Origin of the sequence: Saccharopolyspora antiqui (assembly GCF_052246905.1) — a bacterium.
GTDB lineage: Bacteria > Actinomycetota > Actinomycetes > Mycobacteriales > Pseudonocardiaceae > Saccharopolyspora.
The window spans coordinates 309234-331743 of record NZ_JBQQBO010000001.1; the positions used below are offsets into that span (position 1 = coordinate 309234).

A 22510-nucleotide genomic window follows, 5' to 3' on the forward strand; every position below is an offset into this window, starting at 1 on the left:
ATCAACACCGGCGGAAGTGCCCGTCCTCGACGTCCACTCAGGACACTTCGCGCGACCGCTCCGGGGTGGTCGTCCACGAACCGCCGCGCAGCAGCGAGAGGACCAACGCCGCCAGCGCCGATGCGGCCAGCGTCGCCATCGCGACGACGAAACCCAGCCGCACCGCGGAATCCCCCGCGACGGCGGCGTACGAGGTGATCCCCGACGACCCGAGCCAGGTGGTCACGATCAGCAAGGTGACCACGGTTCCAACGGCCTGCGCGCTGTTGTAGAGCATCGAGCGGACACCGTTGGCCACCGCGCGCTGGTTGCTGCCCACCCCGGCCATGATCGACGCGGTGTTCGGCGCGGTGAACAAACCGATCCCGGCGCCGACCAGGCCGAGCCAGCACAGCAGCGGACCCACCGGCAGGTGCGGTCCCGCCATCTGCGCCGCCAGCCCGACGAGGCCGACCAGCACCAGCAGCGCGCCCAGGCTGGACAGCGAACGCGCCGACCAGCGCTTCGACAACCACCCGCAGATCGGCGAGAACACCATCATCAGCAAGGCCAGCGGCAGCACCACGACGCCGGCCACCGCGGCGCTGCGCTGTTCGACCATCTGCTGGTGCAGCCCGACCAGCACCACCACACCGGCCCGGCAGAAGGAGTTGAAGAACACCGCGCCGTACGCCTGCGCACGACCGGGCCTGCGGACCAGCTGGAGATCCAGCAGCGGCACGGATGTGCGGCGCTCGAACAGCACGAACACCACCAGCAGCAGCGCGCCGACCGCCAGCGCACCGAGCACGCGCGGGTCACCGCCACCCCACACCCCGACCCGGTTGATCCCGTAGAGCACTGCGGCGAGCCCCAGCGTCGACAGCACCGCCCCACCCACGTCGAAGCGCTCCCGCTCGGTCCTCGAACGGGATCCGCTGGGCAGCATCCGGGCTCCCAGCACCACGGCCGCGATCCCGAACGGCACGTTGACCAGGAACAGCGCCCGCCAGTCCACGAAGGTGATCATCAACCCGCCGAGCGCGGGACCGATCGTGCTGCCCACCGCCGCCGCGGTGAGGTTGAGGCCCATCCCCTGCACCAACCGATCCGGGGGGAACACATCGGCCAGGATCGGAGTCGTGTTGGTGACCGTGGTGGCCGCGGCGATGCCCTGCAGCACCCGCAGCACGATGAACACCGGGGCGTTCGGGGCGATCGCGCACAGCAGGCTGATCACGGTGAAGCAGGCGAGCCCGACGAGGTAGATGTTGCGCCTGCCGAGGATGTCGGAGATCCGGCCGAACACCAGGATGAACGCGGTGTTGCTGAGCATGAACGCCACCAGGAACCAGTCCGCGGTGGCCGCCGAGACCCCGAAGGACGCCGACATCGCGGGTAGCGCGACGTTGAGCGAGGTGGCGTTGATCAGAACCAGCATCAGGCCGAGCGTGGTCACGCCGAGGGCCTGCCGACACCGTCGGCGCACCTCGCGATCGTCGTCGAGGGTTGTCAGGGTTTCACCGTGCGTGCTCGCGGTCTCTGCGGAACTGGACACGCTGCGCGGAACCTCTTTCGTTGTCGGCGACCGTTCGTGTCTCTAATTAACCTCTTTCACCCAGGTCTCCGCCAGCCCCTCCAGACGTGACGATGCCCGCGCGGGCACGGCGGAGCTCACCGGTAAGAACGGGATTTCCACTCACCAGCACGTGCGGATCGAGCTGGCCTGCCGAACGCGCCGCCTCAGCTGGACTCCGACCGGGCGACGGCGTCGAGCCAGTGGACCAGCAGGGCGGTTTCCGGGTCGCCCAGCGGGCTGCGCCCGCCCTGCAGCTGAGCCGCTAGCTGCAGGGCGGCGGTGCTCACACCGTCGCCGGACGCGGCCTTGGCGGGCCGTTCGGTGTTGACCAGCAGGCTGTCGTGCACGGCGTCCCGAACGCGGTCCGACAGATCCGGGTCGGCGTAGGTCTCGGGCTGGCTGACCAGGTTCAACGCAACGCCGATGTTGGCCGACATGATGGCCTGCGCCGCGACGTCCGGGGCGACCCGCAGCTTGCCCACCTCCGCGCACCGAACCAGCACCTCCCGCAGCAGCCGCAGCGCTTCCTGCGCAGCGGCCGGCACGGCGGCGAAACTCGGCGAGTACATCAGCCGGTACACCGCCGGGTGGGCGCGGGCGAACGCGACGTGCGTGTCCCAACCGCTGCGCAGGTCCACCACCGGGTCCTCCGACGGTTCCGCGGCTCGCTTGGTGGCCAGGTAGCGGTCGAAACCGTAGTCGACCACGGCGCTGAGCAGCCCGTTCTTATCACCGAAGAGGCGGTAGAGCACCGGGGCGCCAACGCCGACGGCCTCGCACACCGCGCGCGTGGCGATGTCCCGATCCGGCGACTCGTCCAACAGCTTCTCCGCGGCTTCGAGCATCTGAGTGCGCACATCCATGGCCGCCATCGTAGCCGCGATAGCGCCTCGGCGGATCCGCGTTACGTCGGGCTGTATCAGCGATACGAATTTTTCGTAGCGCTATCACGATCCGCGTGATAGCGTTGCTACGTCAACAACGGATCGGCGTTACGGAGTAGTCATGAGCAGTGCACCTCGGGTCGCAATCGTCACCGGCGGGTCCGGCGGCATCGGGCAAGCGGTCGCGGCACGACTGGCCGCGGACGGCATGAGCGTGCTCGTCCACTACGCGGGCAACGCCCAGCGGGCCGACGACGTCGTCTCGAAGATCGTCGAGAAGGACGGCACGGCCAGCGCGTTCCGCGCCGACGTCGCGGACGAGGACGAGGTCGCCGCGCTCTTCGACGCGGCCGAGCAGCGCTACGGCGGCGTCGATGTCGTCGTGCACACCGCGGGCATCATGCTGCTCGCGCCGTTGACCGAGCTGAAGCTCGAAGATCTGGATCGGATGCACCGCACCAACATTCGCGGCACGTTCGTCGTCGACCAGCAGGCCGCCCGACGCATGCGCAGCGGCGGCGCCATCATCAACTTCTCGTCGTCGGTGGTCAAGCTCGCACTCCCCAGCTACACCGGCTACGCCGCGACCAAGGGTGCGGTCGACGCGATCACCCTGATCCTGGCCAAGGAGCTTCGCGGGCGCGACATCACCGTGAACGCCGTCGCCCCGGGTCCGACCGCGACGCCGCTGTTCCTGGACGGCAAGGAGCAGGCCGTAATCGACCGCCTCGCCGCCATGACTCCGCTGGAACGCCTCGGCACCCCCGACGACATCACCGAGGCCGTCGCCTTCCTCGCCGGCCCCGCCCGCTGGATCAACGGCCAGGTCCTCTACGCCAACGGCGGAGCCATCTGACATCCCGCAACGCACGAAGGAGAACCACCATGTCCAAGACCATCGTGATCACCGGCGCTTCCAGCGGATTCGGCGCCATGACCGCCCGTGCGCTGGCCGATGCCGGGCACACCGTCTACGCCGGGATCCGCAACACCACCGGTCGCAACGCACCGGCGGTCGCCGATCTCACCGAATACGCCAAGTCCTACGGCGTCGACCTGCGCGCGGTCGAGATGGACGTCTCCAGCCAGTCCTCCGTCGACGCCGCGATCGACCGCATCATCAGCGAAACCCGTCGCCTCGACGTGGTGATCCACAACGCCGGGCACATGGTTCTGGGCCCCACCGAAGCCTTCACACCGCAACAGCTCGTCGAGGTGTACGACACCAACGTGGTCTCCACCCAGCGGGTCAACCGCGCCGCGCTGCCGCACCTGCGCGCCCAGCGCGACGGGCTGCTGATCTGGGTCGGCTCCAGCAGCAGCCGGGGCGGCACGCCGCCCTACCTCGCCCCGTACTTCGCGGCCAAGGCCGCCGAAGACGCCCTGGCCGTCAGCTACGCCGCCGAACTCGCCCGCTTCGGGATCGACACGACCATCGTGGTGCCGGGCGCCTTCCCCACCGGGACCAACCACTACTCGCACGCCGGCCACGCGGCCGACGGCGCCGTCGAACGGGACTACGAGCAGCTCTACGACGGCATCATGACGGAAATCCCCGCCCGCCAGGCCGAGATGGCGCCAGCCGACGCCGATCCGCAGGAGGTGGCCCGCCAGATCGTCCGGGTCGTCGACCTGCCGAAGGGGCAGCGCCCGTTCCGGGTGCACGTCGACCCGATGCACGACGGGGCCGAGGAGGTGTTCGACCTCGGCGACCGCATCCGCACCGAGTTCTTCCGCCGCATCGGCTTCGAAGATCTGCTCACGCCGGTCGCCGCGAACGCGGACGCGCACCTCGATTCGCGCCCGTGAGGTGCGCTCTCCCCGCGAAATAAGTCCACATAGGACGAACAGCGCCGCGCGCAGGCCAACGGTTTACCGAGCCCCCTGCGCGCGGCGCTGTTCAGCCCTTGGTGATGTAGGCCTCAAGGTGTTCCTGCTCTTCTTCGAGCTGGCTGATCCGGCTCTTGACCATGTCGCCGATGCTCACGATGCCGACCATGCGGCCCGCGGAGACAACGGGAATGTGCCGAATGCGGCGCTCGGTCATCACGACCGTCAGCCTCTCGACCGAGTCCTCGGGCCCGCAGGTGACCACGTCGGTGGTCATGATCCGCGTCAGCGGTGCGAGCAGGATGTCGGGGCCGTGGTCGCTCAGGCGGCGGACGACGTCGCGTTCCGAGACGATCCCGAGGATCGCGCCGGAGGCATCCGTCACCACCATGGCACCGATGTTGTGCTCAGCCAGGGCGGCCACCAGGTCGGACACCGTGTTCGCGGCCGAGATGGTCGCCACCTTCGATCCCTTGTTCCGCAGGACGTCGGCAATCCGCATGGCCGACACCTCCGATCCCCGACTCGTCTGATGCGCCGACTCTTCCGATGGGGCAGTCGCCCGAGCCCCGTTGTCGCCTAACAGGGTAGCGACCGAGCCGCGTCCGGAAAATCCTAATTGTGGGCGTCTTTTCGAGGAGCTCCGATCACGGAGCGCACACCGCGGCCCCGTCCCGCGGCTCAGCGCTACCTGGCGCGGGGAGTCAGATGTGCGGGATCCCGGTCGGCGGGGTCGGAGTCGGGGGGATCGAATCCGTCACCGGCGTCGTCGTCGCGGCCGGGCTCGGCCTGCCGCGATCTGGCGGCCCCCAGCGTTCCCGCCCAGCGCTGGTAGAGATCGTGCTCGACGTCGCACAGGTCCAGCACCCGACCCGCGAGGAAGTCCACCAGTTGATCGATGTCCCCGGCCCCGGCGTAGAAACCGGGGCTGGCGGGCATGATGATCGCGCCCTCCACCCCGAGCGCCCGCAAGTTGTCCAGTGTGGACAGACGCAGCGGCGTCTCGCGAAGCACCAGGACGAGTCGGCGCCGCTCCTTGAGCGTCACATCGGCGGCGCGCTGCAACAGGTTCCTGCTGGTACCGGTGGCGATCGCGGCGACCGATGCGGTGGTCGCCGGAACGACCACCATCCCCTTCGTCCGGTACGAGCCGCTGGCGGGGCCTGCCGCCATGTCGCCCGCCGCCCAGTAGCGCACCCGCGACACGTCCCGCCCGATCCACGCACCGACGTCGGCCTGCCAGTGCTTGTCCCGCACGGTGTGGCCGGTCTCGTCCAGCAACGTCAACCGAGCGGCCCGGCTGAGCACCAGGTCGACGTCCTCACCAGCGTCGAGCAGACCGCGCAACACCGCCGCGGCGTACGGCGTTCCGCTGGCCCCGGTGACGCCCACGACCCAGGGCCGCCGCGAACCGCTGTCAGCGACCATGTCGGACCTCCTCGTCGACGGGACGACGTCCGCCCGTCCGCGCGGTGATCCGGTCCGCGCACTCGGCGACCAGACCGCCGATGCGGGCGACGTTGTCGGTGTGCAGTTCGGTGAAGAAGGCGAGCGAGCACACCACCCGGGCCACCTGGCCGCGACGGTCGAACACCGGCGCGGCGACCCCGCTCTGCGCCATGTCGTACTGCTGCAAGCTCGTGCTGTAGCCGCGCTGCCTCGTCTGCGCGAGCCGTTCGTGCAGTTCGTCGCGGTCGACGGTGGTGTGCGGGGTGAACTGCTTGATCCCGAGGCGATCCACCAGATCGTCGACGTTCTCCCTCGACTGCCACGCGTGGAAGGCGTGCATCAGCGCCGGTGCCGAGAACGGGAAGTTCTCGCCGACGCTGACCGTGACCCGCACGCCGATCTGCCGCTCCGCCTTGGCGATCACGACATATCCACCGGAACCATCCGGATCCGCCAGGAACACGACGAATCCGAGCCGCCTGCTCAGCTCGTCGATCTCGCCCTGCCCGATGGCGGCCGCCATGTCGTCGGTGACTCCGGTGAGCGTCAGCAGCTTCGGTCCCAGCGTCCAGCCGGACCGCTCACCGGTCGAGGAGACCCAGCCCGCGCGCTGCAGCGTCGCCAGGATGTTGTAGCAGGTGCTGCGATTCATCCCCAGGTCGTTGACCAGTTCCCGCGGCGCGACGGGCTGCGGCCAGTCGGTCGCGAGCCGCTCCAGGATGCGCACTGACGACGCCACCGCCGGAACATCACTGGCCACTCACGATCACTCCCCATCGGTTCGTCACTTCAACACGTCCGCCCAGCGTTCCAACACCGCGTCGAGGTAAGCCGGATCGCCCGTGGACACCGCCGGGAAGCTGGCCCGCCGCTCGAAGGGGCGGCACGCGTCGATCACGGCGCGGCTGTTGTAGGGCGGGGCACCCTCGACCAGCATCGGGTCGAGCTTACTGCCCCACGTGCCGGTGACGACATCGATGTCACTCGCCGGGTCGCAGCGGGTGCACATCGCCCACACCACTTCACCGAGATCGGCGGGGTCGATGTCGTCGTCGACCACCACCACGAACCGGTTCATGTAGGCGGCTGCGGGCAACTGGGCGGCGAGGTGCCCGACCTGCCGGGCGTGCCCGGCGTAGCGGTGGTCGATCGACACCGCGATGAACAGGCGGCCACCACCGGCTTCGTGCGCCCAGGCGCCGCGGATACCAGCGACGCCGGAACCGATCAGCGCGTCCTCGATCATCGCCGACTTCATCACCGTGCGCATGTAGGAGTAGTCGTGCGGCGGCTTGCCCGGTGGGGCGCCGAGCTGCACCGGGTCGTCCCGGTGGTAGAGGCGCGCGATCTCCACCGCGGGGGCTGGCCGCCGCCCGCCCGAGTAGTAGCCGGTCCACTCGCCGAACGGCCCCTCGTCGCGGAGGTGGTCCGGGCTCAGCCAGCCTTCGATCGCGATCTCGCTGCCAGCGGGGATGGGCAGCCCGGTGTGCTCACCGATCAGCACGGGCACCCGCTCGCCGAGGATCGCCCCGGCGTAGTCGAGTTCGGAGATCCCGCTGGGCACCTCGGTGCCGCCGGTGACCAGCAGCACCGGATCGTGGCCGAACGACACGACCACGGGCGCCCGGCCCGCCTTTTCGAACCAACGCTGGATGTGCTGCGCACCGTGCTTGCCCGGGACCGCGGCGACGGTGGCGGAGCGGCCCTCGTCCTGCACCTCCATGCGGTAGCAGCCGCCGTTGATGACGCCGGTGTCCGGATCGGAGGTGATCACGAAGCACCCGGTTCCGACGAACCGACCGCCGTCACCGGCGTGCCACCGGGGTACCGGCAGCGCGAGCAGGTCGACGTCCGGCCCCTCGACCACGTTCGCCAGCAGCGGCGCGTCGGTCACCACCTCGGTGGGGTGGTCGGCGGCGGACGCGGCCCACCGGGACGGTTTGCCCCGCAATGACGCCTTCAGCCCGGCGTCGTCGAGGTCGTCGCCGAGGCGCAGGGTGTGCCCGAGCCGACGGGCGGATCCGGTGCTGCCGGTGAGCACCCGGTGTCCGCTCGGGTAACCGACGATGTCGTCGAACAGCAGCGCTGGAGGTTTCGGCCGCTGGTAGCTCAATTCCGCGATGGCGCCCAGTTCGACGTCCCAGTGGGCGCCCTTGACGTGCCGCAGCTCGTCGAAGCGCGCCACGGTGTCCAGCCAGGTGCGCAGGCTGAGCAGTGGTTCGGACATGGCGTTACGCCTCCTCACCGAGCAGGTGGCTGGCGGCCAGGTCCATCGCACCCGGCTTCTCCAGCAGACTGAAGTGCCGTGCCTCAGCGAGCACCCGCAATTCGGCGTCCGGGATACCGTCGGCCAGCGTACGCGCCATGTCGGGTGGGGTGGCGTAGTCGAATTCGCCGACCACCACCAGCGTCGGGCAGGTGATCGAGGCGAGCAGCGCGGTGCCGTCGAATTCGCCGAGCGCCCGGCAGGCCTGCGCGTGGGCACGCGAGTCGGTGTCCACGAAGATCTCCACCACCCGCGCCACCTCAGCGGGCTCGCTGTTGACGAACGCCGGGGAGAACCAGCGGTCGAGCTGGAACGCCGTCTGCTGTCGGCGCGGTTTCTGCACGGCGACCTGCGCGCGCTGCTCCCACAGCGCACGCCGGTCCGGGCCGTAGCAGGCGGTGGTGTCGGCGAGGACGAGACTGCGCACCAGTTCCGGATGCGTGGCGGCCAACGCGATCGCGACGCAGCCGCCCATCGACATCCCGGCGACGGCGGCCGGACCGGCGTCGAGTTCGGTGATCAGCCGCGCGGCGTCCTCGGCGAGGTCCGGCACCGAGAACGGTGTGCCGTCCCAAGTGGAATCGCCGTGCCCGCGCGCGTCCATCGCCAGCACCCGCGCGCGCGGAGCCAGGCGGTCGATCAGCGGCCGCCACAACTCGCCGCGCTGCGCCAGCGAGTGCAGCAGCAGCACGGGCGCGCCGGTGCCCTCGTCGAGCGCGGCTAGTTCGCCCCAGTTGGTCGTCAGCTTCATCGCGCCGCCCTCCGTTCGGCCGCCGTGGCCACCGCGGTCCGGATCTCCTGGTAGGTCCCGCAGCGGCAGATGTTGCCCTCCAGGTGCTCGGCGATCTCGGTGTCGGTCGGCCTCGGGTTCTCCGCGAGCAATTCGCGGGACATCAACACGAATCCGGGGATGCAGTAGCCGCATTGGGCGGCGTTGCAGTCCACGAACGCGGACACCACGTCGTCGTTGTCGTCGAGCCCGTCGGCGGTGGTGATGCTGGCTCCGTCGTAGCGCAGCGCCAGTGCCAGGCAGCTGGACACGCTCATGCCGCCGACCAGCACCGTGCACGCGCCGCACGCACCGACCCCGCAGCCTTCGCGGGCGCTGGTGCAGCCGATCTGCTCGCGCAGCACGTCGAGCAGCAGGGTTGAGTCGGTGACCTCGGCCCGGTGGGTCGTGCCGTTCACGGTCAGGGTGATGGTGGTCATCGGGTTGCTTCCTCGCTCAGCGCGGTGACGATGCTCTCGGCGGTCAGCGGGAGCCGGGTGAGGCGGATGCCCAGGGCGTCCCGGATCGCGTTGCCGATCGCGGGAGCCACCGCCAGGATCCCGGTCTCCCCAACGCCTTTGGCGCCGAACGGGCCGTCGTCGTGCGGGCTTTCGACGACGATCGGCGTGAGCTCGTCGGGCAGGTCTCGGATGGAGGGCAGCTGGTAGTCCAGCAGCGTGCCGTTGACCAGCTGGCCCTGGGAGATCACCAGCTGGTCGAACAGGGCGTGCCCGATGCCCATGATCGCGGCGCCGGTGAGCTGCTGTTCGACGAGCATCGGGTTGATGGCCCGCCCCACGTCCCCGGCCACCGCCAGGTGTTCGATGTGGACGCGGCCGGTGGCGGTGTCCACCGCGAGCCGCACGCCGACCGCACCGGCGAACCAGTGTTCCGTCGCCTTCTCCGACCGGCCCGTCTCCCGGTCGTAGGGGACCCAGGTCGAGGTGAAGTTCGCCTCGGTGGTGAGCGTGGCACCCCGCGCGCCGAAATGCGCCCGGATCAGCTCGGCGATCGCCTCGGTGTGCCCGGTGCCGGAATGCCGCACGCCATCGGCGACGAGCTCCAGCTCGGCGACGTCCCGGCCGGACCGCTCGGCGGCGAGTCCGATCAGCCGGGCGCGCATCGCCTCGGCGACCCGCCGCACCGCGTTGCCGGTGTGGTAGGTGGATCGGCTGCCAGCGGTGATGGTGTCGTAGGGGGTCACGTCGGTGTCGGCCTTCACGACGTGCACGCGGTGGCTGTCGATCCGCAGCACGTCGGCGACGATCTGCGCCATGATCGTGTCGCTGCCCTGCCCCATGTCGACGGTGCTGATCAGCAGCGTGGCCGAGGCGTCCTGGTTGAGTTGGAGCGTGGCGTTGGCGATGGTCGGGGTCAGCACCGCTTTCACGCCGACGGCCACCCCTCGACCGCGCCGGATGCGTCCCGCACCGCGTTCCAGTGGGGCGTCCCAGCCGATGCGTTCGGCGACCGCGTCGAGGCAGCCGATGAAGTCGGCGCTGTGCATCCGGGTGCCCATCGGGGCGATGTCGCCCTCGCGGAGCAGGTGGCGGCGCCGGAACAGGTACGGGTCCTCACCGAGCTGGTGCGCCAGTTCGTCGATCAGCGTCTCGTGCGACCACGTCACCTGCGGCACGCCGAAACCGCGGAATGGCCCGGCCGAGGGCTTGTTGGTGTAGACGCAGCGGGACCGCACCCCCGCGTTCTGGATGCGGTAGGGACCCGTCGAGACCATGCCGGATTTGGCGGTGATCCGCGGGCCGACGTCGGCGTAGGCGCCGGTGTCGTATTCGACGTCGGCGATCGCCGAGACCAGCTCGCCGTCCGCCCCGGCGGTGAGGCTGGCTCGAACCCGGGCGCCGTGCCTGGTGGTGAGCAGGAACGATTCCTCCCGGGAGGCGGGAATCCGGACCTTGCGCCGGGTGTGCCAGGCCAGCGCCGCCGCCAGCGGTTCGAGGCGGTCGTACATCTTGGCGCCGAAGCTGCCGCCGAGCGGCCGCGTGCTGATCCGCACCCGGCTCAGCGGCAGGTCCAGCAAGTCGGCCACCGTCTGGCGGACGTAGGAAGGTGTCTGGGTCGTGGTGAGCATCTCCAGGCGATCGCCTTCGACCCACGCCGTGGTGGACGGCAGCTCGATCGGCACGTGATGCGTTGGCGGGGCCCAGAACTCGCCGCGGACGGTGCGCGCACCGCTGGCCGCCGCCTCCTCCGGTGCGCCGTGCCGCAGCACGTACTCGTAGTTGACGTTGGTGTCGCGGACACCGTGCAGGTGGCGCAGATCGCCGAAGACCGCGGACGGGCGTAGTTCGTCGTGCACGAACGACGTGCCACGCAACGCGTCGTCCAGGTCGTACACGGGTTCCAGTTCGTCGTAGTAGACGAAGATCGCGTCGACGGCTTCGCGGGCTGTCGCCAGGTCCGCGGCCAGCACGGCTGCCACCGGCTCACCGACGAAGCGGACCTTGTCGTAGGCGAGGGCTGGCTGATCGGCGAACGCCGGACCGGTGAGCAGCCGGTCGCCGAACTGCTTGTACAGGTCGGCGCCGGTGACCACCGCGTAGACGCCCTCCATCGCCAAGGCGTCCTCGATGTGCACCGCGCGGATGGTCGCGTGCGGCCAAGTGCTGCGGTGCACGGCCACGTGCGCGCACACGCCAGCGGGCTGGTCGCCAGCGTGTCCGATGGTGCCGCGAACCCGCCCGGACATGTCGTAGCGCGCACGTCGGCCGCCGACCCATCCGGAGTCCAGCGGCGTCGGGAGGCCGGTGGTCGATGACGACGGGCTCTCAGGCATCGAGGTCCTTCCATGCGCCGCGGACGGCGTCTTCGACGGTGACGCGCGCGAGCCGCTCCTTGTACTCGACACCTCCGCGCACGTCTGGAATCGGTTCGACAGCTGGTGCGATTGCTTCGATCGCCGCGTCCACCACCTCTTGGTCGTTCAGACCGGTGGCATCGAAGGAGACGTAGCGCGGCACCGGGGCCACCGCGCCCAGGCCGATGCGGACCTCGCGCTTGGCGCCGGAATCGACCACCAGCACGGCGGCTGACGCGCAGGGCCAGTCGTTGGCGCTCAGACTGCTGTTCTTGACGAACCGGCCCGCCGCGCGCGGCGGCACGGCCGGGATGCGGATCGCCGTGATCAGCTCGTCCAGTTCCAGCGCGGTGAGCTGGAAGTCCACGAAGAACTCGCGCACCGGGATCGAGCGCGTGCCGCGCACCGAAGCGACGTCCACCGTCGCGTTCAGCACCAGCAGCGCGGTCGGCGGGTCCAGGCGGTAGTCGCCGTGCGCGATGTTGCCGCCGACGCTCGCGGTGTTCCGGACGCGGGGGTTGGCCACGTTCCGGTAGGCGGATGCGGCCAGCGGCGCGAGTTCGCGGACCTGTCGGTCGGTCTCCATCCGCCGCACGCTCACCATCGGACCGGCGCGCAGTCCGGACCCCGCTCGCTCGATCTCGCGCAGGCCTGGGACGAGGGCCAGGTCCACGAAGTCGTCGGCGAAGAGGATCCCCTGCTTGATCAGGATCTGGATGGCGGTGCCGCCGCCGTAGACCATCGGGGTGTCCAGTTCGGCCAGCAGCGCGCAGGCTTCGGCGAGCGTCTCAGGTCGGTGCAGGTGGGGCATCAGCGTCCTCGTCTCACGGCGGTGATCAGCGAGATGATCAGGGCCAGCGCCGCGACCGCGGAACTGGCGATCACGAGTCTCCGCAGGTTCTGGTCGGTCTCCGGTGCGGTGGCGACCAAAGCGGGTGCGACCACAGCGGGTGCGACCACGGTGGGCTTGGCCGGGACGGCGGGCGCGGTTGCCGTTTCAGGCTGCTTCGGGGTCCCGATCGGTTGGCCACCGGCCGCGGCGGCCAACGATTTCGCGAACTCCAACTCCACCTCGCGGCTGCGCCGCCGGATGATCGGCTCGCCGAGGCGGCCGAGCTTGCCCCACAGCGCCACGTCCATCTCGTAGCCGATCACGCTGCCCGCACCGTCGGGGCGGACGGTGAGCCGTGCGTCGATCTTGATCGAGCTGCCGAGCCGCCGGTCCTCGCCCTTGAGCACGGCCCGGACCTCGCTCGGCTCGGTGAGCGACTGGATTTCGGCGGAGAACCCCGCCGCGAACCGCACGTGGGCGATCTCGTTGACCAGTCGCCCGCGGAAGGTCCGCTCGTCGGTCCGCGCCAGCTCCTCGCAGCCGGGGATGCAGGCGCGCATCGTGTCCGGGTCGAACAGCAGCGGGAAGACCTCCTCCGGAGACGCGGGAACGGAGAACTCGGAAGCAAGCTTCATAGAGACCACCATAGGAGACAATAAATCCTGTATGCAGGACATTATGAGCGCGAAATGCGGGTGTCAAGACAGCGAACGCTGATCGTTCTCGCGATACCTGTTCAGCGGCGACTACCTTCGAACCCAGACAAAACGGGTCTTGACTGTCGTCTTACCGGATCTCTACTATCCGCTCCCCAGGACAGTGAGTTTCATATACAGGTCCGCTCTTCGGTGGGTCTCCACAGTGCCCGATCACTGTCTCCACGACCACTGCCACGAGGAGTTGTTCATGACCATCCGCCGTTTCGCGGCCAGCGGCATCGCCGCGCTGCTCGCGATCACGCTGGTCGCCTGCGCGGGCGCCTCGAATTCCGGCTCGGCCGGGGACGGCGATCCCCGGACGCTGAAGATCGCGCACAATTCCAACGCGGCGGCCCTGCCCGTGCAGGTGGCGCTGCAGCAGGGCATCTTCGCCAAGCACAACCTCAAGGTGGAGTTCACCAAGGTCGAGAACATCGGCACCCTGCCGGGCGCGCTCGGCCGCTCGTTCGACGTCGCGCTCTCGGTGCCGACGACCCTGATCACCGCGGCCCAGCAGGGCATCAAGGTCACGCAGGTCGCCGGTGCGACCGTCGACGTCACCGGCAACGAGACCGGTTTCCTGATCGGCTCCCGGAAAACCGGCGTCACCAACGTCAAGCAACTGGCTGGTAAGACGCTCGGCGTGCTGACCGAGACCGGAACCGTGCACGTGGCCACCAAGGCGTGGCTCAAGAGCGAAGGCGTCGACCCGAACAGCGTGAAGATCGTCCAGGTGGACGGGCCAGCGCAGGCCGATCAGCTGGCATCGGGGCGGATCGACGCGGTCGAGACCGTGATGCCCTTCGCCACCAACGTGCTGCACAGCCCGGACGCGATCAATCTCGGCGATCCCTACCTCAAGCTGGCCCCCGAACTGTCGGCGATCTTCTGGATCTCCCAGCAGGACTTCGCCCGCCAGCACCCCGACGTCATCGCCGACTTCCGCGCCGCGCTCGACGAGGCGCAGGGCGTCATCGCGGCCGACGACGCCCGCGCTCGCCAGGTGCTCAAGCAGTACACCGGGCTGCCGGACCGGGTGATCAACGAGTCGAAACTCCCCAACTACACCAGCGAAGTGCGCCCCCAGGACCTCCAGGTGTGGCTGAACGCGATGCGCGAAGCCGACGGGTTCAACAGCGACGTCGACCTCGCCAGCCTCGTGGCCGCGCAGCGGTGACGTGATGACCGATCGCAACGGCAACAGCGCCTGGGCGGACCTCGTCCCGGCGGCGGAACAGCGGAGACTGCGCACCGCGGGGTTCGGCGGCGCGGTGCAGATGGGGCGCCGCCCCTGCCTGATCGTCGTCGACGTCACGCTGTCGTTCCTCGGCCGCAGGCCGGGCGAGGAAAGCGGGCCGGACTACCCGACGGCCTGCGGCCCCGAAGGCTGGCGCCGACTGCCCGCGATCCGCGAACTGCTCGGCACGGCACGGGATCTCGGCATCCCACGCGTGCTCACCTGCGGCTCGCCCGGCGACGCGGTGTTCGTCGGCGGCGCGATCAAGCTCAGCCGGGAACCGGACACCGCGCGGTTGGTCCACAGCGCCCCGTTCCCACCCGAACTGGCGCCCCGCGACGACGAATACGTGCTCGCCAAGGCCAAGGCGAGCGCCTTCTTCGGCACACCGCTGCTGACCTATCTCCACGCGCACCGGGTCGACACGCTGATCGTCACCGGCACGACCACCTCCGGCTGCGTGCGCGCCACCGCGGTGGACGGCGCGTCGCACGGTTACCGCGTCCTGGTCGCCGAGGACGCCTGCTTCGACCGGTCACCGTTCGCGCACGCCGCGAACCTCTTCGACATCCAGATGAAGTACGGGTCCGTTGTGGACTCCGCCTGGCTGGGCCAGCAGCTGCGCTGCCTCGGCGACCAGGCGCCCGAGACCGAGCCGATGGGATTACCGACCTCATGATCACAGCAGCGGACGAGAGCCTGACCTGTCACGGCGTCGCGGTCACCCTGCCCGGGGTGTCCGGCCCGTTCGACATCCTGCGCGACGTCGACTTCTCGGTGTCCCGCGGCGAGTTCGTGTCGATCCTGGGCACCTCCGGTTCCGGCAAGACCACCCTGCTCCGGGTGCTCGGCGGACTGCTGTCCGCCTCGGCCGGTGCGGTCCGCCACGAGGGCACGGCGGTGCACGGCCCACCGGAGGGCGTGGTGACGGTGTTCCAGGACTACGCGCACTCGCTGCTGCCGTGGCGGACGGTGCGCCGCAACGTCGCGCTGGGCATCGAGGCGGACTTCGAGCGCGCGCAGCGCGACGAGCGGGTCGACGAGGCGCTGGGCATGGTCGGCCTGACCCAGCGAGCCGACGAATACCCCTGGCGGCTCTCCGGCGGAATGCAGCAGCGCGTGCAGATCGCCCGCGCGCTGGCCATGCGCCCGAAGGTGCTGCTGATGGACGAGCCCTTCGGGGCGCTCGACGCGATGACCAAGGCCTCCCTGCAGGACCAGCTGCAGAAGGTGCAGGAACTGACCGCGACGACGATCGTGTTCGTCACCCACGACGTCGAGGAGGCGGTCTACCTCAGCGACCGCGTGCTGGTGCTCGCGGGCAGCCCCGCAGCGATCGGGCTGTCCCTGGAAGTTCCGCTGGAGCGCCCGCGGCACCAGATCACCACCAAGGAGCGCGGGGATTACCTGGATCTGCGCCACCGCGTCTACGAGGCGCTGGGCCACGACGTCGGTGTACCGGCGGGCACCGGTGAGCGAGGCGGAAATGACTGAGCGGATCAACGGCGGCGGACCGGCGATGTGGCGGCGGATCAACTTCGTCGGCATCGGGGTGTTCGCGCTCGGGCTCGTGCTGTGGGAGCTGGCGGTGCGGGCGAAGCTGCTCGACTTCTCCTACCTGCCGCCCCCGACCGGGGTCGCCGTCGGGCTCGGCGAACTGAGCAGCAGCGGGGAACTGTGGACCGCGCTCGCCCACACGCTGGTGGCGGCGCTCAGCGGCTGGGCGCTGGCCGGGGTCGTCGGGGTCGCGGCGGGCGCGGTGCTCGGGCTCGTCCGCCCGGTCTGGCGCTACTCGATGGCGAGCTTGGAAGCCCTGCGCGCCCTGCCCATCGTGGCGTTCGTGCCGGTGGCCGTGCTGCTGTTCGGCTTCTCGGTGCAGATGGAGATCCTGGTGAGCTTCTACGCCGCGGTGTGGCCGATCCTGCTCAACACCGTCAGCGGCATGCGCACCGAGGCGCGCATGGTCGAGGTCGGCGCGGTCCTGCGGCTGTCGCGACCGGCGCAGCTGTGGAAGATCCGGCTGCCCGCCGCCACCGCGTCGATCGTCGTCGGGCTGCGGCTGGGGCTGTCGATCGCGCTGGTGCTCACGCTGGTCGCCGAGATGGTCGGCAACCCGGCCGGGCTGGGCGCCACGCTGGTCAACAAGGCGCAGGCGCTGCAGCCGGGGCAGATGTTCGCCGGTGTCTTCGTGATCGGTGTCGCGGGCATCGTGCTCAACGGACTCATGATGGGTGCGGCGAGGTTGCTCTTCCGCGGACAGCTGGCCGCGTCCGGGGAGGTGTGATGACTCGCAGGACGAAAAAGAGCCGTGGCGGCACCCCGATTCGAGGCCTGCTGCCGCTGGTCGCGCTCCTGGCGCTGTGGCAACTGGTGGGCGACCCGGATTCGCCGTACTTCCCGCCGCCGTCGGAGTGGGTGGCCGGGGTCCAGCCGCTGCTGACCGGCAACAAGCTCCTCGACGCGGTGGGCGCCACGTCGGCGACCTTCCTCGTCGGCCTCGCGCTGGCGACGTTGATCGGGTCGGTGGTCGGCACGCTGATCGGGGCGAGCCGCCCGGTGGACCGCGCGCTCTCGCCGAGCCTGGAGTTCCTCCGGGCGCTGCCCGCGGCGTCCCTGGTTCCGGTGGCGGCGCTGATCCTCGGCTACACCACGCAGATGAAGCTGGTGGTCGTGGTGCTGCCAGCGACCTGGCCCATCCTGCTGGCGGTCCGGCAGGCCAGGCGGTCGCTGAGCCCGGTCCTGCTCGACGTGCCCAGGACGCTGGGCCTGTCCCGCTGGCACCGGGCCACCAAGATCCTGCTGCCAGCGCTGCTACCGGCGGTGCTGCTCGGGGTGCGGGTCGCCGCACCGCTGGCGCTGATCATCACGCTGCTGGTCGAGATCGTGACCCGGGTCAACGGGTTGGGTGCCGCGCTGGGCGCGGCGCAGGCGAACTACCTTTCCGCGCAGGTCTACGGGCTGCTCACCATCGCCGGACTGCTCGGATTCGCCGTGAACTGGATCGTGACGCGCGGTGAGGTCGCGATCAGCACCCGGATGCGGGGCACCACCGGCCAGTAGTGTCGGAAAATCGCACGAATCAACGGAGATCGCGATGACGGAAACCGACGCCGCGCCGCAGCGGTGGTACCGGACGCTGGACCGGACCCAGTGGCGGGCGCTGACCGCGGCCAACCTCGGCTGGCTGTTCGACGGGTTCGAAACCTACGCCCTGATCCTCACCGCGGGGTCGGCGTTGCGGCAGCTCGCCCCGGAAGCCGGTGGTCAGTCCGCGTTCCACATCGGACTCACCATCGCACTCACCCTGCTGGGGTGGGGCGTCGGTGGCATCGTCGGCGGGATCGTCGCCGACTACGTCGGCAGGCGCCGGATGCTGTTGACCTCGATCGTGCTGTACTCCCTGTTCACCGGGCTGTCGGCGTTCGCGTGGTCGTGGGAGTCGTTCCTGGTGCTGCGACTGCTGACCGGGATCACGCTCGGTTCGGAGTGGGGCACCGGGACGGCACTGGTCGCCGAACTGTGGCCGACGCGCGCCAGGGCGAAGGCGGCCGGATTCATGCAGTGCGGGCTCGGGCTCGGCTTCTTCGTCGCCTCGGCTTGCTGGCACTTCATCGCGCCGCTGGGCCCGGACGCGTGGCGGTACATGTTCCTGCTCGGGGTGCTGCCCGCGCTGTTCGCCCTGTGGCTGCGGCGTGGCGTGCCGGAATCGGAGCGCTGGACGAAGGTCCGCAACCGTCGCACGCAACTGCGCGGCCAGGACGAACTGTCCGAGGCGGACCGCTCCTACACCCGGTTCACCCTGGGGCAGATCATGGTCGATCCCCGGCTGCGTCGGCTGACCATCCTCGGCTCGATCATGTCGACGGTGACCACGCTGGCGTGGTGGGGTATCTCCACCTGGGTACCGGCCTACGTCGGGAGCGTCGCGGCCCGCGAGGGTCACTCCGCGGAGAGTTTCGCCAGCACCGCAGGCATGATCTACAACGTCGGCGCGATCGCGGGGTACATCAGCCTCGGATTCCTGGCCGACCGCTTCGGGCGCAAGGCGACGGTGCTGCTGTACTTCGCGGCGTCGCTGGTGCTGACCCCGGTGCTGTTCCTGTGGACGCACGACCTGGCCCTGATCCTGGTGCTGTGCGTGGTGAACGGCTTCTTCACCCTGGGCCAGTACACGTGGATGCCGGTGTGGCTGCCGGAGTTCTACCCGACGCACCTGCGCGCCACCGGCGCGGCGTTCGCGTTCAACGCGGCGCGGTTCATCGCCTTCCTCGGACCGCTGACCGCTGGCACGATCATCGACCGGCTCGGCGGCTACGGCATCGCGGCCTCGGCGCTCGGACTGGTCTACGTGGTGGGGATCCTCGTGGTGCCGTTCTGCCCGGAGACCCGCGGACGTCAGTTGCCCGAGTCTTGACCGGTATCGACGAGAAACGACTCGGTGACGCCAATTCCCGACAGGTTCGGGTACAGTGCTAGTTTGATCTTCGCTGGGCGCAGCCCGGCGATCGACGCGGGACCGGGTCAAATACGCCGATTCGGGTATGGCACTCGGCCTGTGGCGCGGCTCGGCTACTATCTCGGGCGTAACCTTCCGGCTCTTGATCGCGGCAGCGGGCGGAAGGCCAGTGCAGCAGGAGGTCTCGGCGTGGCCCCGGACAGCGCCACGGGAAGCGGCCCCACCGCCCGCCGTCTCGTGCTCGGCAGCCAATTGCGCAGGCTGCGCGAGGCGAGCGGGATCTCTCGCGAGGACGCCGGATACGCCATCCGCGGCTCCGGGTCGAAGATCAGCAGACTGGAACTCGGCCGCGTCGGCTTCAAAGAACGCGACGTCGCCGACCTGCTCACGCTCTACGACGTGGCCGACCCGGAGGAACGCGAAACCTTCCTGAACCTGGTGCGCCGATCGAACGAACCAGGCTGGTGGTACAGCTTCAACGACCTGTTGCCGTCGTGGTTCCAGGACTACGTCGGCTTGGAGGAATCGGCCTCCCGCATCCAGACCTACGAGATCCAGTTCGTGCCCGGCCTGCTGCAGACCGAGCGCTACGCCCGCGCGGTCGCCACCCAGGGGCGCCCGGAAATCCCGGGAGACGAAATCGACCGGCGGGTCCGGCTGCGCATGCAGCGCCAGAAGCTGTTCAGCCAGCCGAAGACGCACCGGCTGTGGGCGGTGATCGACGAGTCGGTGCTGCTCCGGCCGATCGGCGGGCGGGAGGTGCTCCGCGAGCAGATCAAGCACCTGCTCGAAGTGACCACGATGCCGATGGTGACGCTGCAGATCCTGCCCTTCGAGGTCGGCCGGTCCGGCGCGGAGGGCTCGTTCACCATCCTGCGCTTCGCCGAAGGGGAAATCCCCGACATCGTCTACCTGGAACACCTCTGCGGCGCGCTGTACCTGGACAAGCCCGAGGAGGTCGAGGTGTACAGCAAGGTCACCCACCGGCTCACGGTCGACGCCCACACCCCGAAGCAGACCCGCAAGATCCTCGCCGACACGCTCAAGCACGACTAGCGCCACTCCCCCGGCCAGCAAATCTCCGCCGCACCTGACCGGCTCGGCCTGCCGTCGATCCGCAGTCGTCGAATGTGACTCAGGTCGCGTTCGGCGGCTGTCACGTTTCGCCCACCCCGCCAGGTCATATTCGCGTGCCACAAAGCCAGCGGTTCGTCACCACACAGCCTCGCACCAGACGGGGTCGCACCAGCGGAATGCCGGGTTCAGGACGAAAGAGGAGGGGAAACGCGATGAGTCACCACGTGGTCGTGATCGGCGCGGGTTATGCGGGCCTGATGGCGGCGAAACGCATTGCGCGACAAGTCCGCCCCGCACAGGTCCAGGTCACCCTGGTCAACGCTCGGGAGCACTTCGTCGAACGGGTCCGGCTGCACCAGTTGGCCGCGGGCCAGCGGTTGCGCACGCCTGCGCTCACCGAATTGGTGCGCGGCACCGGAATCGAGGTCGTGGTGGGAGTGGTGCGCGAACTCGACCGGACGACGAAGCAGCTCCGAATCCAGCAAGAAGGTCCACTTCGGACGGTCAGCTACGACACGCTGGTCTACGCGCTCGGCAGCTACGCCGACACGCACACGGTGCCAGGCGTCGCCGACCACGCGCACACCCTCGCCGAACTCGATCACGCCGCCGATTTCGCGAGCCGCGCGCTACCCGGCCTCGCCAGGTCCGGCGGGCGGGTATGCGTGGTGGGGGCTGGCCTGACCGGAATCGAAGCGGCAGCCGAACTCGCCGAAGCGCACCCCGCGCTGCGAATCAGCCTGGTATCCGGTGACGTGGTCGGCCCAGGTCTTTCGGCCGCGGGGCGAGCGCACATCCACCGAACCCTTTCCCGTCTGGGCGTGGAGATCCGGGAGCACGTGAAGGTCGCAGCGGTATCCCACGACGGTTTGCGCCTCGTCGACGGGACTTCCATCGCTGCCGACGCGGTGCTCTGGAACGCTGGATTCGCGGTTTCGGAGTTGGCTCGGAACTCGCTGCTGGAAGTGGACGCCAGCGGTCGAATCGTTGTCGACGGCACGCAGCGGTCGGTCTCGGACCCGGATGTCTACGCGGTCGGTGACGCCGCCACGGTGCCCGGCCCGGGTGGGCGCGAGCTGCGCATGGCCTGCGCGACCGGCACCCCGATGGCCGTCACGGCCGCGGATGCCATCGTCGCCCGCCTGAGCGGCCGGACGCCGCGCAAGCACCGGTTCACGTACCTCGCGCAGAACGTCAGCCTGGGCCGCCGCGACGGCCTGTTCCAGTTCGTGCGCACCGACGACACCCCGCGCCCGATCATCTTCATCGGACGACGAGCCGCCTTGGCGAAAGAACTGGTAGTCCGATTCGCCGCCAAGCGGTCCCAACGACTCAACGGCCCGTACCCGCGCGCTCGCCGATTCGCCCCCTCGACCGCGACTCGACGCCGAGCGTGACGGTGAGTGACGGATCGCTTCAATGTGTCGTGGTGGCTCGGAGTCTCGTCATCCGTCCAGCGCCGGAGCTGGCACCCTTGGCGTTGTGGATCCGCAGGAGCTGGCGTCGTTCGAGGCCAACCGCGCGCGCATGTTCGGCTTGGCCTACCGGATGTTGGGCGAAGCCGCGGAAGCCGAAGACGTCGTCCAGGACGCCTACCTGCGTTGGCGGGAAGGCCAGGACATCGCCGTTCCGGCGGCGTGGCTGACCAAAGTGGTCACCAATCTGTGCCTGAGCCGTCTCGCGTCCGCGCGGGCCCGGCGCGAACGCTACGTGGGGCCGTGGCTGCCCGAGCCGGTGCTCACCGGTCTGGGGCTCAACGGTCTGGGGCTCACCGGCCCGGGGCGCGAGCAGGATCCGGTGGAAGTGGCGGAGCGGCGGGATTCCCTGTCGCTGGGCGTGCTGGTGCTGTTGGAACGGCTCACCCCGCCGGAACGCGCCGCCTTCGTGCTGCGCTCGGCGTTCGACTACAGCCACCGGGAAATCGCCGAAATCCTCGACATCGACGAGGTGCACGCCCGCCAGCTCTACAGCCGCGCGCGGGCGCACGTCGGGGAGCCACGACGCCGATTCACCGCAACTCCTGAGCAGCGCGAGAAAATCGTCGAACAGTTCCTCGCCGCGGCCGTGGGCGGTGACCTCACCGGTCTCGAACGGCTGCTCACCGAGGACGCGACCGCGTGGTCCGACGGCGGCGGCGAGGTCGCGGCGACCCGACATCCCGCCTTCGGCCGGTTCAAGATCGCCCGGATGTTGACCGCGCTCGCCGCGACGGATCGGGCGGTGACCGCCACCTACGCCATCGCGACGGTCAACGACACACCAGCGGTCCTGGTGCGGGAGGCGGGCATGCTCACCGTCGTCATCGTGCCCGAACTCACCGAGGACGGGATCGTCGCTGTCCGCGCGATCCTCAACCCGGCCAAGCTCGCCTTCATCACAACCCAACTCGCGACCGCTCGATCCGTCTGAAGACGCACCACGACATCCTCGGGGCACGGGCGGACCGAATCGTCTGCTGCGCCTGGCAATCCCGCCCGCTTGGCCATCTCCGCCTTGCCGCGTCCGACTTTTCCCAGCCTAGGTGGCACCCCACGCGGGCGCAGGGCCGGAGCCCGGCGCCTGCGCACGAGGCTGCTCTTTTCGGGGCTCTTTTCGGGATGCATCCCGCGCGTGGTGGCAGCACGCTTGTGCTGGCGGGC

The 22510-nt window shown here is 69.6% G+C and carries 22 protein-coding genes; 11 read left to right on the plus strand and 11 right to left on the minus strand.

Annotation, left to right across the window (positions count from 1 at the left end; genetic code table 11):
• Positions 1–37: 37 nt before the first annotated feature.
• Both ACTWQN_RS01405 and ACTWQN_RS01410 read right to left on the minus strand, forming a co-directional pair.
• The gene (locus ACTWQN_RS01405) at positions 38–1537 is read right to left on the minus strand and encodes an MFS transporter (protein WP_443201434.1); all 1500 of its coding nucleotides are present in this window, start codon (positions 1535–1537) and stop codon (positions 38–40) included.
• 185 nt (positions 1538–1722) lie between these two features.
• Positions 1723–2421: a TetR/AcrR family transcriptional regulator gene (locus ACTWQN_RS01410; RefSeq protein WP_443201435.1), complete on the minus strand. Its 699-nt coding sequence runs from the start codon at positions 2419–2421 to the stop codon at positions 1723–1725.
• Positions 2422–2563: 142 nt separating this feature from the next.
• On the opposite strand from ACTWQN_RS01410, the gene ACTWQN_RS01415 reads away from it, so the two are divergent.
• Positions 2564–3298, plus strand: a complete 735-nt coding sequence (locus tag ACTWQN_RS01415) for an SDR family oxidoreductase (RefSeq protein ID WP_443201436.1) — start codon at positions 2564–2566, stop codon at positions 3296–3298.
• Between the two features lie 29 nt (positions 3299–3327).
• Positions 3328–4251, plus strand: coding sequence for an SDR family oxidoreductase (locus ACTWQN_RS01420; protein ID WP_443201437.1), 924 nt, complete (start codon positions 3328–3330; stop codon positions 4249–4251).
• 91 nt (positions 4252–4342) lie between these two features.
• Here ACTWQN_RS01420 and ACTWQN_RS01425 read toward each other — a convergent pair whose 3' ends face one another.
• The 9 genes from ACTWQN_RS01425 to ACTWQN_RS01465 form a co-directional block, all read right to left on the minus strand.
• Positions 4343–4774 (minus strand): CBS domain-containing protein, encoded by a 432-nt coding sequence (locus ACTWQN_RS01425; protein WP_443201438.1) that lies wholly within the window; start codon positions 4772–4774, stop codon positions 4343–4345.
• Positions 4775–4959: 185 nt separating this feature from the next.
• Positions 4960–5700, minus strand: coding sequence for a UbiX family flavin prenyltransferase (locus ACTWQN_RS01430; protein ID WP_443201439.1), 741 nt, complete (start codon positions 5698–5700; stop codon positions 4960–4962).
• Entirely contained in the window at positions 5690–6481 is a 792-nt protein-coding gene (locus ACTWQN_RS01435) for an IclR family transcriptional regulator (protein ID WP_443201440.1), read from the minus strand. The genes ACTWQN_RS01430 and ACTWQN_RS01435 overlap by 11 nt, the downstream gene beginning before the upstream one ends.
• 24 nt (positions 6482–6505) lie before the next feature.
• Positions 6506–7948: a UbiD family decarboxylase gene (locus ACTWQN_RS01440; RefSeq protein ID WP_443201441.1), complete on the minus strand. Its 1443-nt coding sequence runs from the start codon at positions 7946–7948 to the stop codon at positions 6506–6508.
• Positions 7949–7952: 4 nt separating this feature from the next.
• Positions 7953–8738: an alpha/beta fold hydrolase gene (locus tag ACTWQN_RS01445; protein WP_443201442.1), complete on the minus strand. Its 786-nt coding sequence runs from the start codon at positions 8736–8738 to the stop codon at positions 7953–7955.
• Entirely contained in the window at positions 8735–9196 is a 462-nt protein-coding gene (locus tag ACTWQN_RS01450; protein WP_443201443.1) for a (2Fe-2S)-binding protein, read from the minus strand. The genes ACTWQN_RS01445 and ACTWQN_RS01450 overlap by 4 nt, the downstream gene beginning before the upstream one ends.
• Entirely contained in the window at positions 9193–11550 is a 2358-nt protein-coding gene (locus ACTWQN_RS01455; protein WP_443201444.1) for a xanthine dehydrogenase family protein molybdopterin-binding subunit, read from the minus strand. The genes ACTWQN_RS01450 and ACTWQN_RS01455 overlap by 4 nt, the downstream gene beginning before the upstream one ends.
• A complete protein-coding gene (locus ACTWQN_RS01460) occupies positions 11543–12382 on the minus strand; it encodes an FAD binding domain-containing protein (RefSeq protein ID WP_443201445.1) in 840 nt (279 codons plus the stop codon). Before ACTWQN_RS01460 ends, ACTWQN_RS01455 begins: the two co-directional genes overlap by 8 nt.
• Complete coding sequence (locus tag ACTWQN_RS01465; protein ID WP_443201446.1) at positions 12382–13038, minus strand: SRPBCC family protein; 657 nt, start codon at positions 13036–13038, stop codon at positions 12382–12384. Before ACTWQN_RS01465 ends, ACTWQN_RS01460 begins: the two co-directional genes overlap by 1 nt.
• 271 nt (positions 13039–13309) lie before the next feature.
• Here ACTWQN_RS01465 and ACTWQN_RS01470 point away from each other — a divergent pair, with 271 nt between their 5' ends.
• From ACTWQN_RS01470 to sigJ, 9 genes are all read left to right on the plus strand, one after another.
• Positions 13310–14278 carry an ABC transporter substrate-binding protein gene (locus ACTWQN_RS01470; protein WP_443201447.1) on the plus strand — a complete coding sequence of 323 codons (969 nt, stop codon included), beginning with the start codon at positions 13310–13312 and terminating at the stop codon, positions 14276–14278.
• Positions 14279–14282: 4 nt separating this feature from the next.
• Positions 14283–15017: an isochorismatase family protein gene (locus ACTWQN_RS01475; RefSeq protein ID WP_443201448.1), complete on the plus strand. Its 735-nt coding sequence runs from the start codon at positions 14283–14285 to the stop codon at positions 15015–15017.
• Positions 15014–15832: an ABC transporter ATP-binding protein gene (locus ACTWQN_RS01480; protein ID WP_443201449.1), complete on the plus strand. Its 819-nt coding sequence runs from the start codon at positions 15014–15016 to the stop codon at positions 15830–15832. Before ACTWQN_RS01475 ends, ACTWQN_RS01480 begins: the two co-directional genes overlap by 4 nt.
• A complete protein-coding gene (locus tag ACTWQN_RS01485) occupies positions 15825–16622 on the plus strand; it encodes an ABC transporter permease (protein WP_443201450.1) in 798 nt (265 codons plus the stop codon). The genes ACTWQN_RS01480 and ACTWQN_RS01485 overlap by 8 nt, the downstream gene beginning before the upstream one ends.
• Complete coding sequence (locus ACTWQN_RS01490) at positions 16622–17398, plus strand: ABC transporter permease (RefSeq protein ID WP_443201451.1); 777 nt, start codon at positions 16622–16624, stop codon at positions 17396–17398. The genes ACTWQN_RS01485 and ACTWQN_RS01490 overlap by 1 nt, the downstream gene beginning before the upstream one ends.
• 34 nt (positions 17399–17432) lie before the next feature.
• On the plus strand, positions 17433–18752 hold the full coding sequence (locus ACTWQN_RS01495; protein WP_443201452.1) for an MFS transporter: 1320 nt from the start codon (positions 17433–17435) through the stop codon (positions 18750–18752).
• 231 nt (positions 18753–18983) lie between these two features.
• The gene (locus ACTWQN_RS01500; protein ID WP_443201453.1) at positions 18984–19850 is read left to right on the plus strand and encodes a Sco1979 family transcriptional regulator; all 867 of its coding nucleotides are present in this window, start codon (positions 18984–18986) and stop codon (positions 19848–19850) included.
• A gap of 233 nt (positions 19851–20083) precedes the next feature.
• Positions 20084–21268 (plus strand): NAD(P)/FAD-dependent oxidoreductase, encoded by a 1185-nt coding sequence (locus ACTWQN_RS01505; RefSeq protein ID WP_443201454.1) that lies wholly within the window; start codon positions 20084–20086, stop codon positions 21266–21268.
• Between the two features lie 85 nt (positions 21269–21353).
• Positions 21354–22280, plus strand: a complete 927-nt coding sequence (sigJ, locus tag ACTWQN_RS01510; protein ID WP_443201455.1) for an RNA polymerase sigma factor SigJ — start codon at positions 21354–21356, stop codon at positions 22278–22280.
• Positions 22281–22510 lie beyond the last annotated feature (230 nt).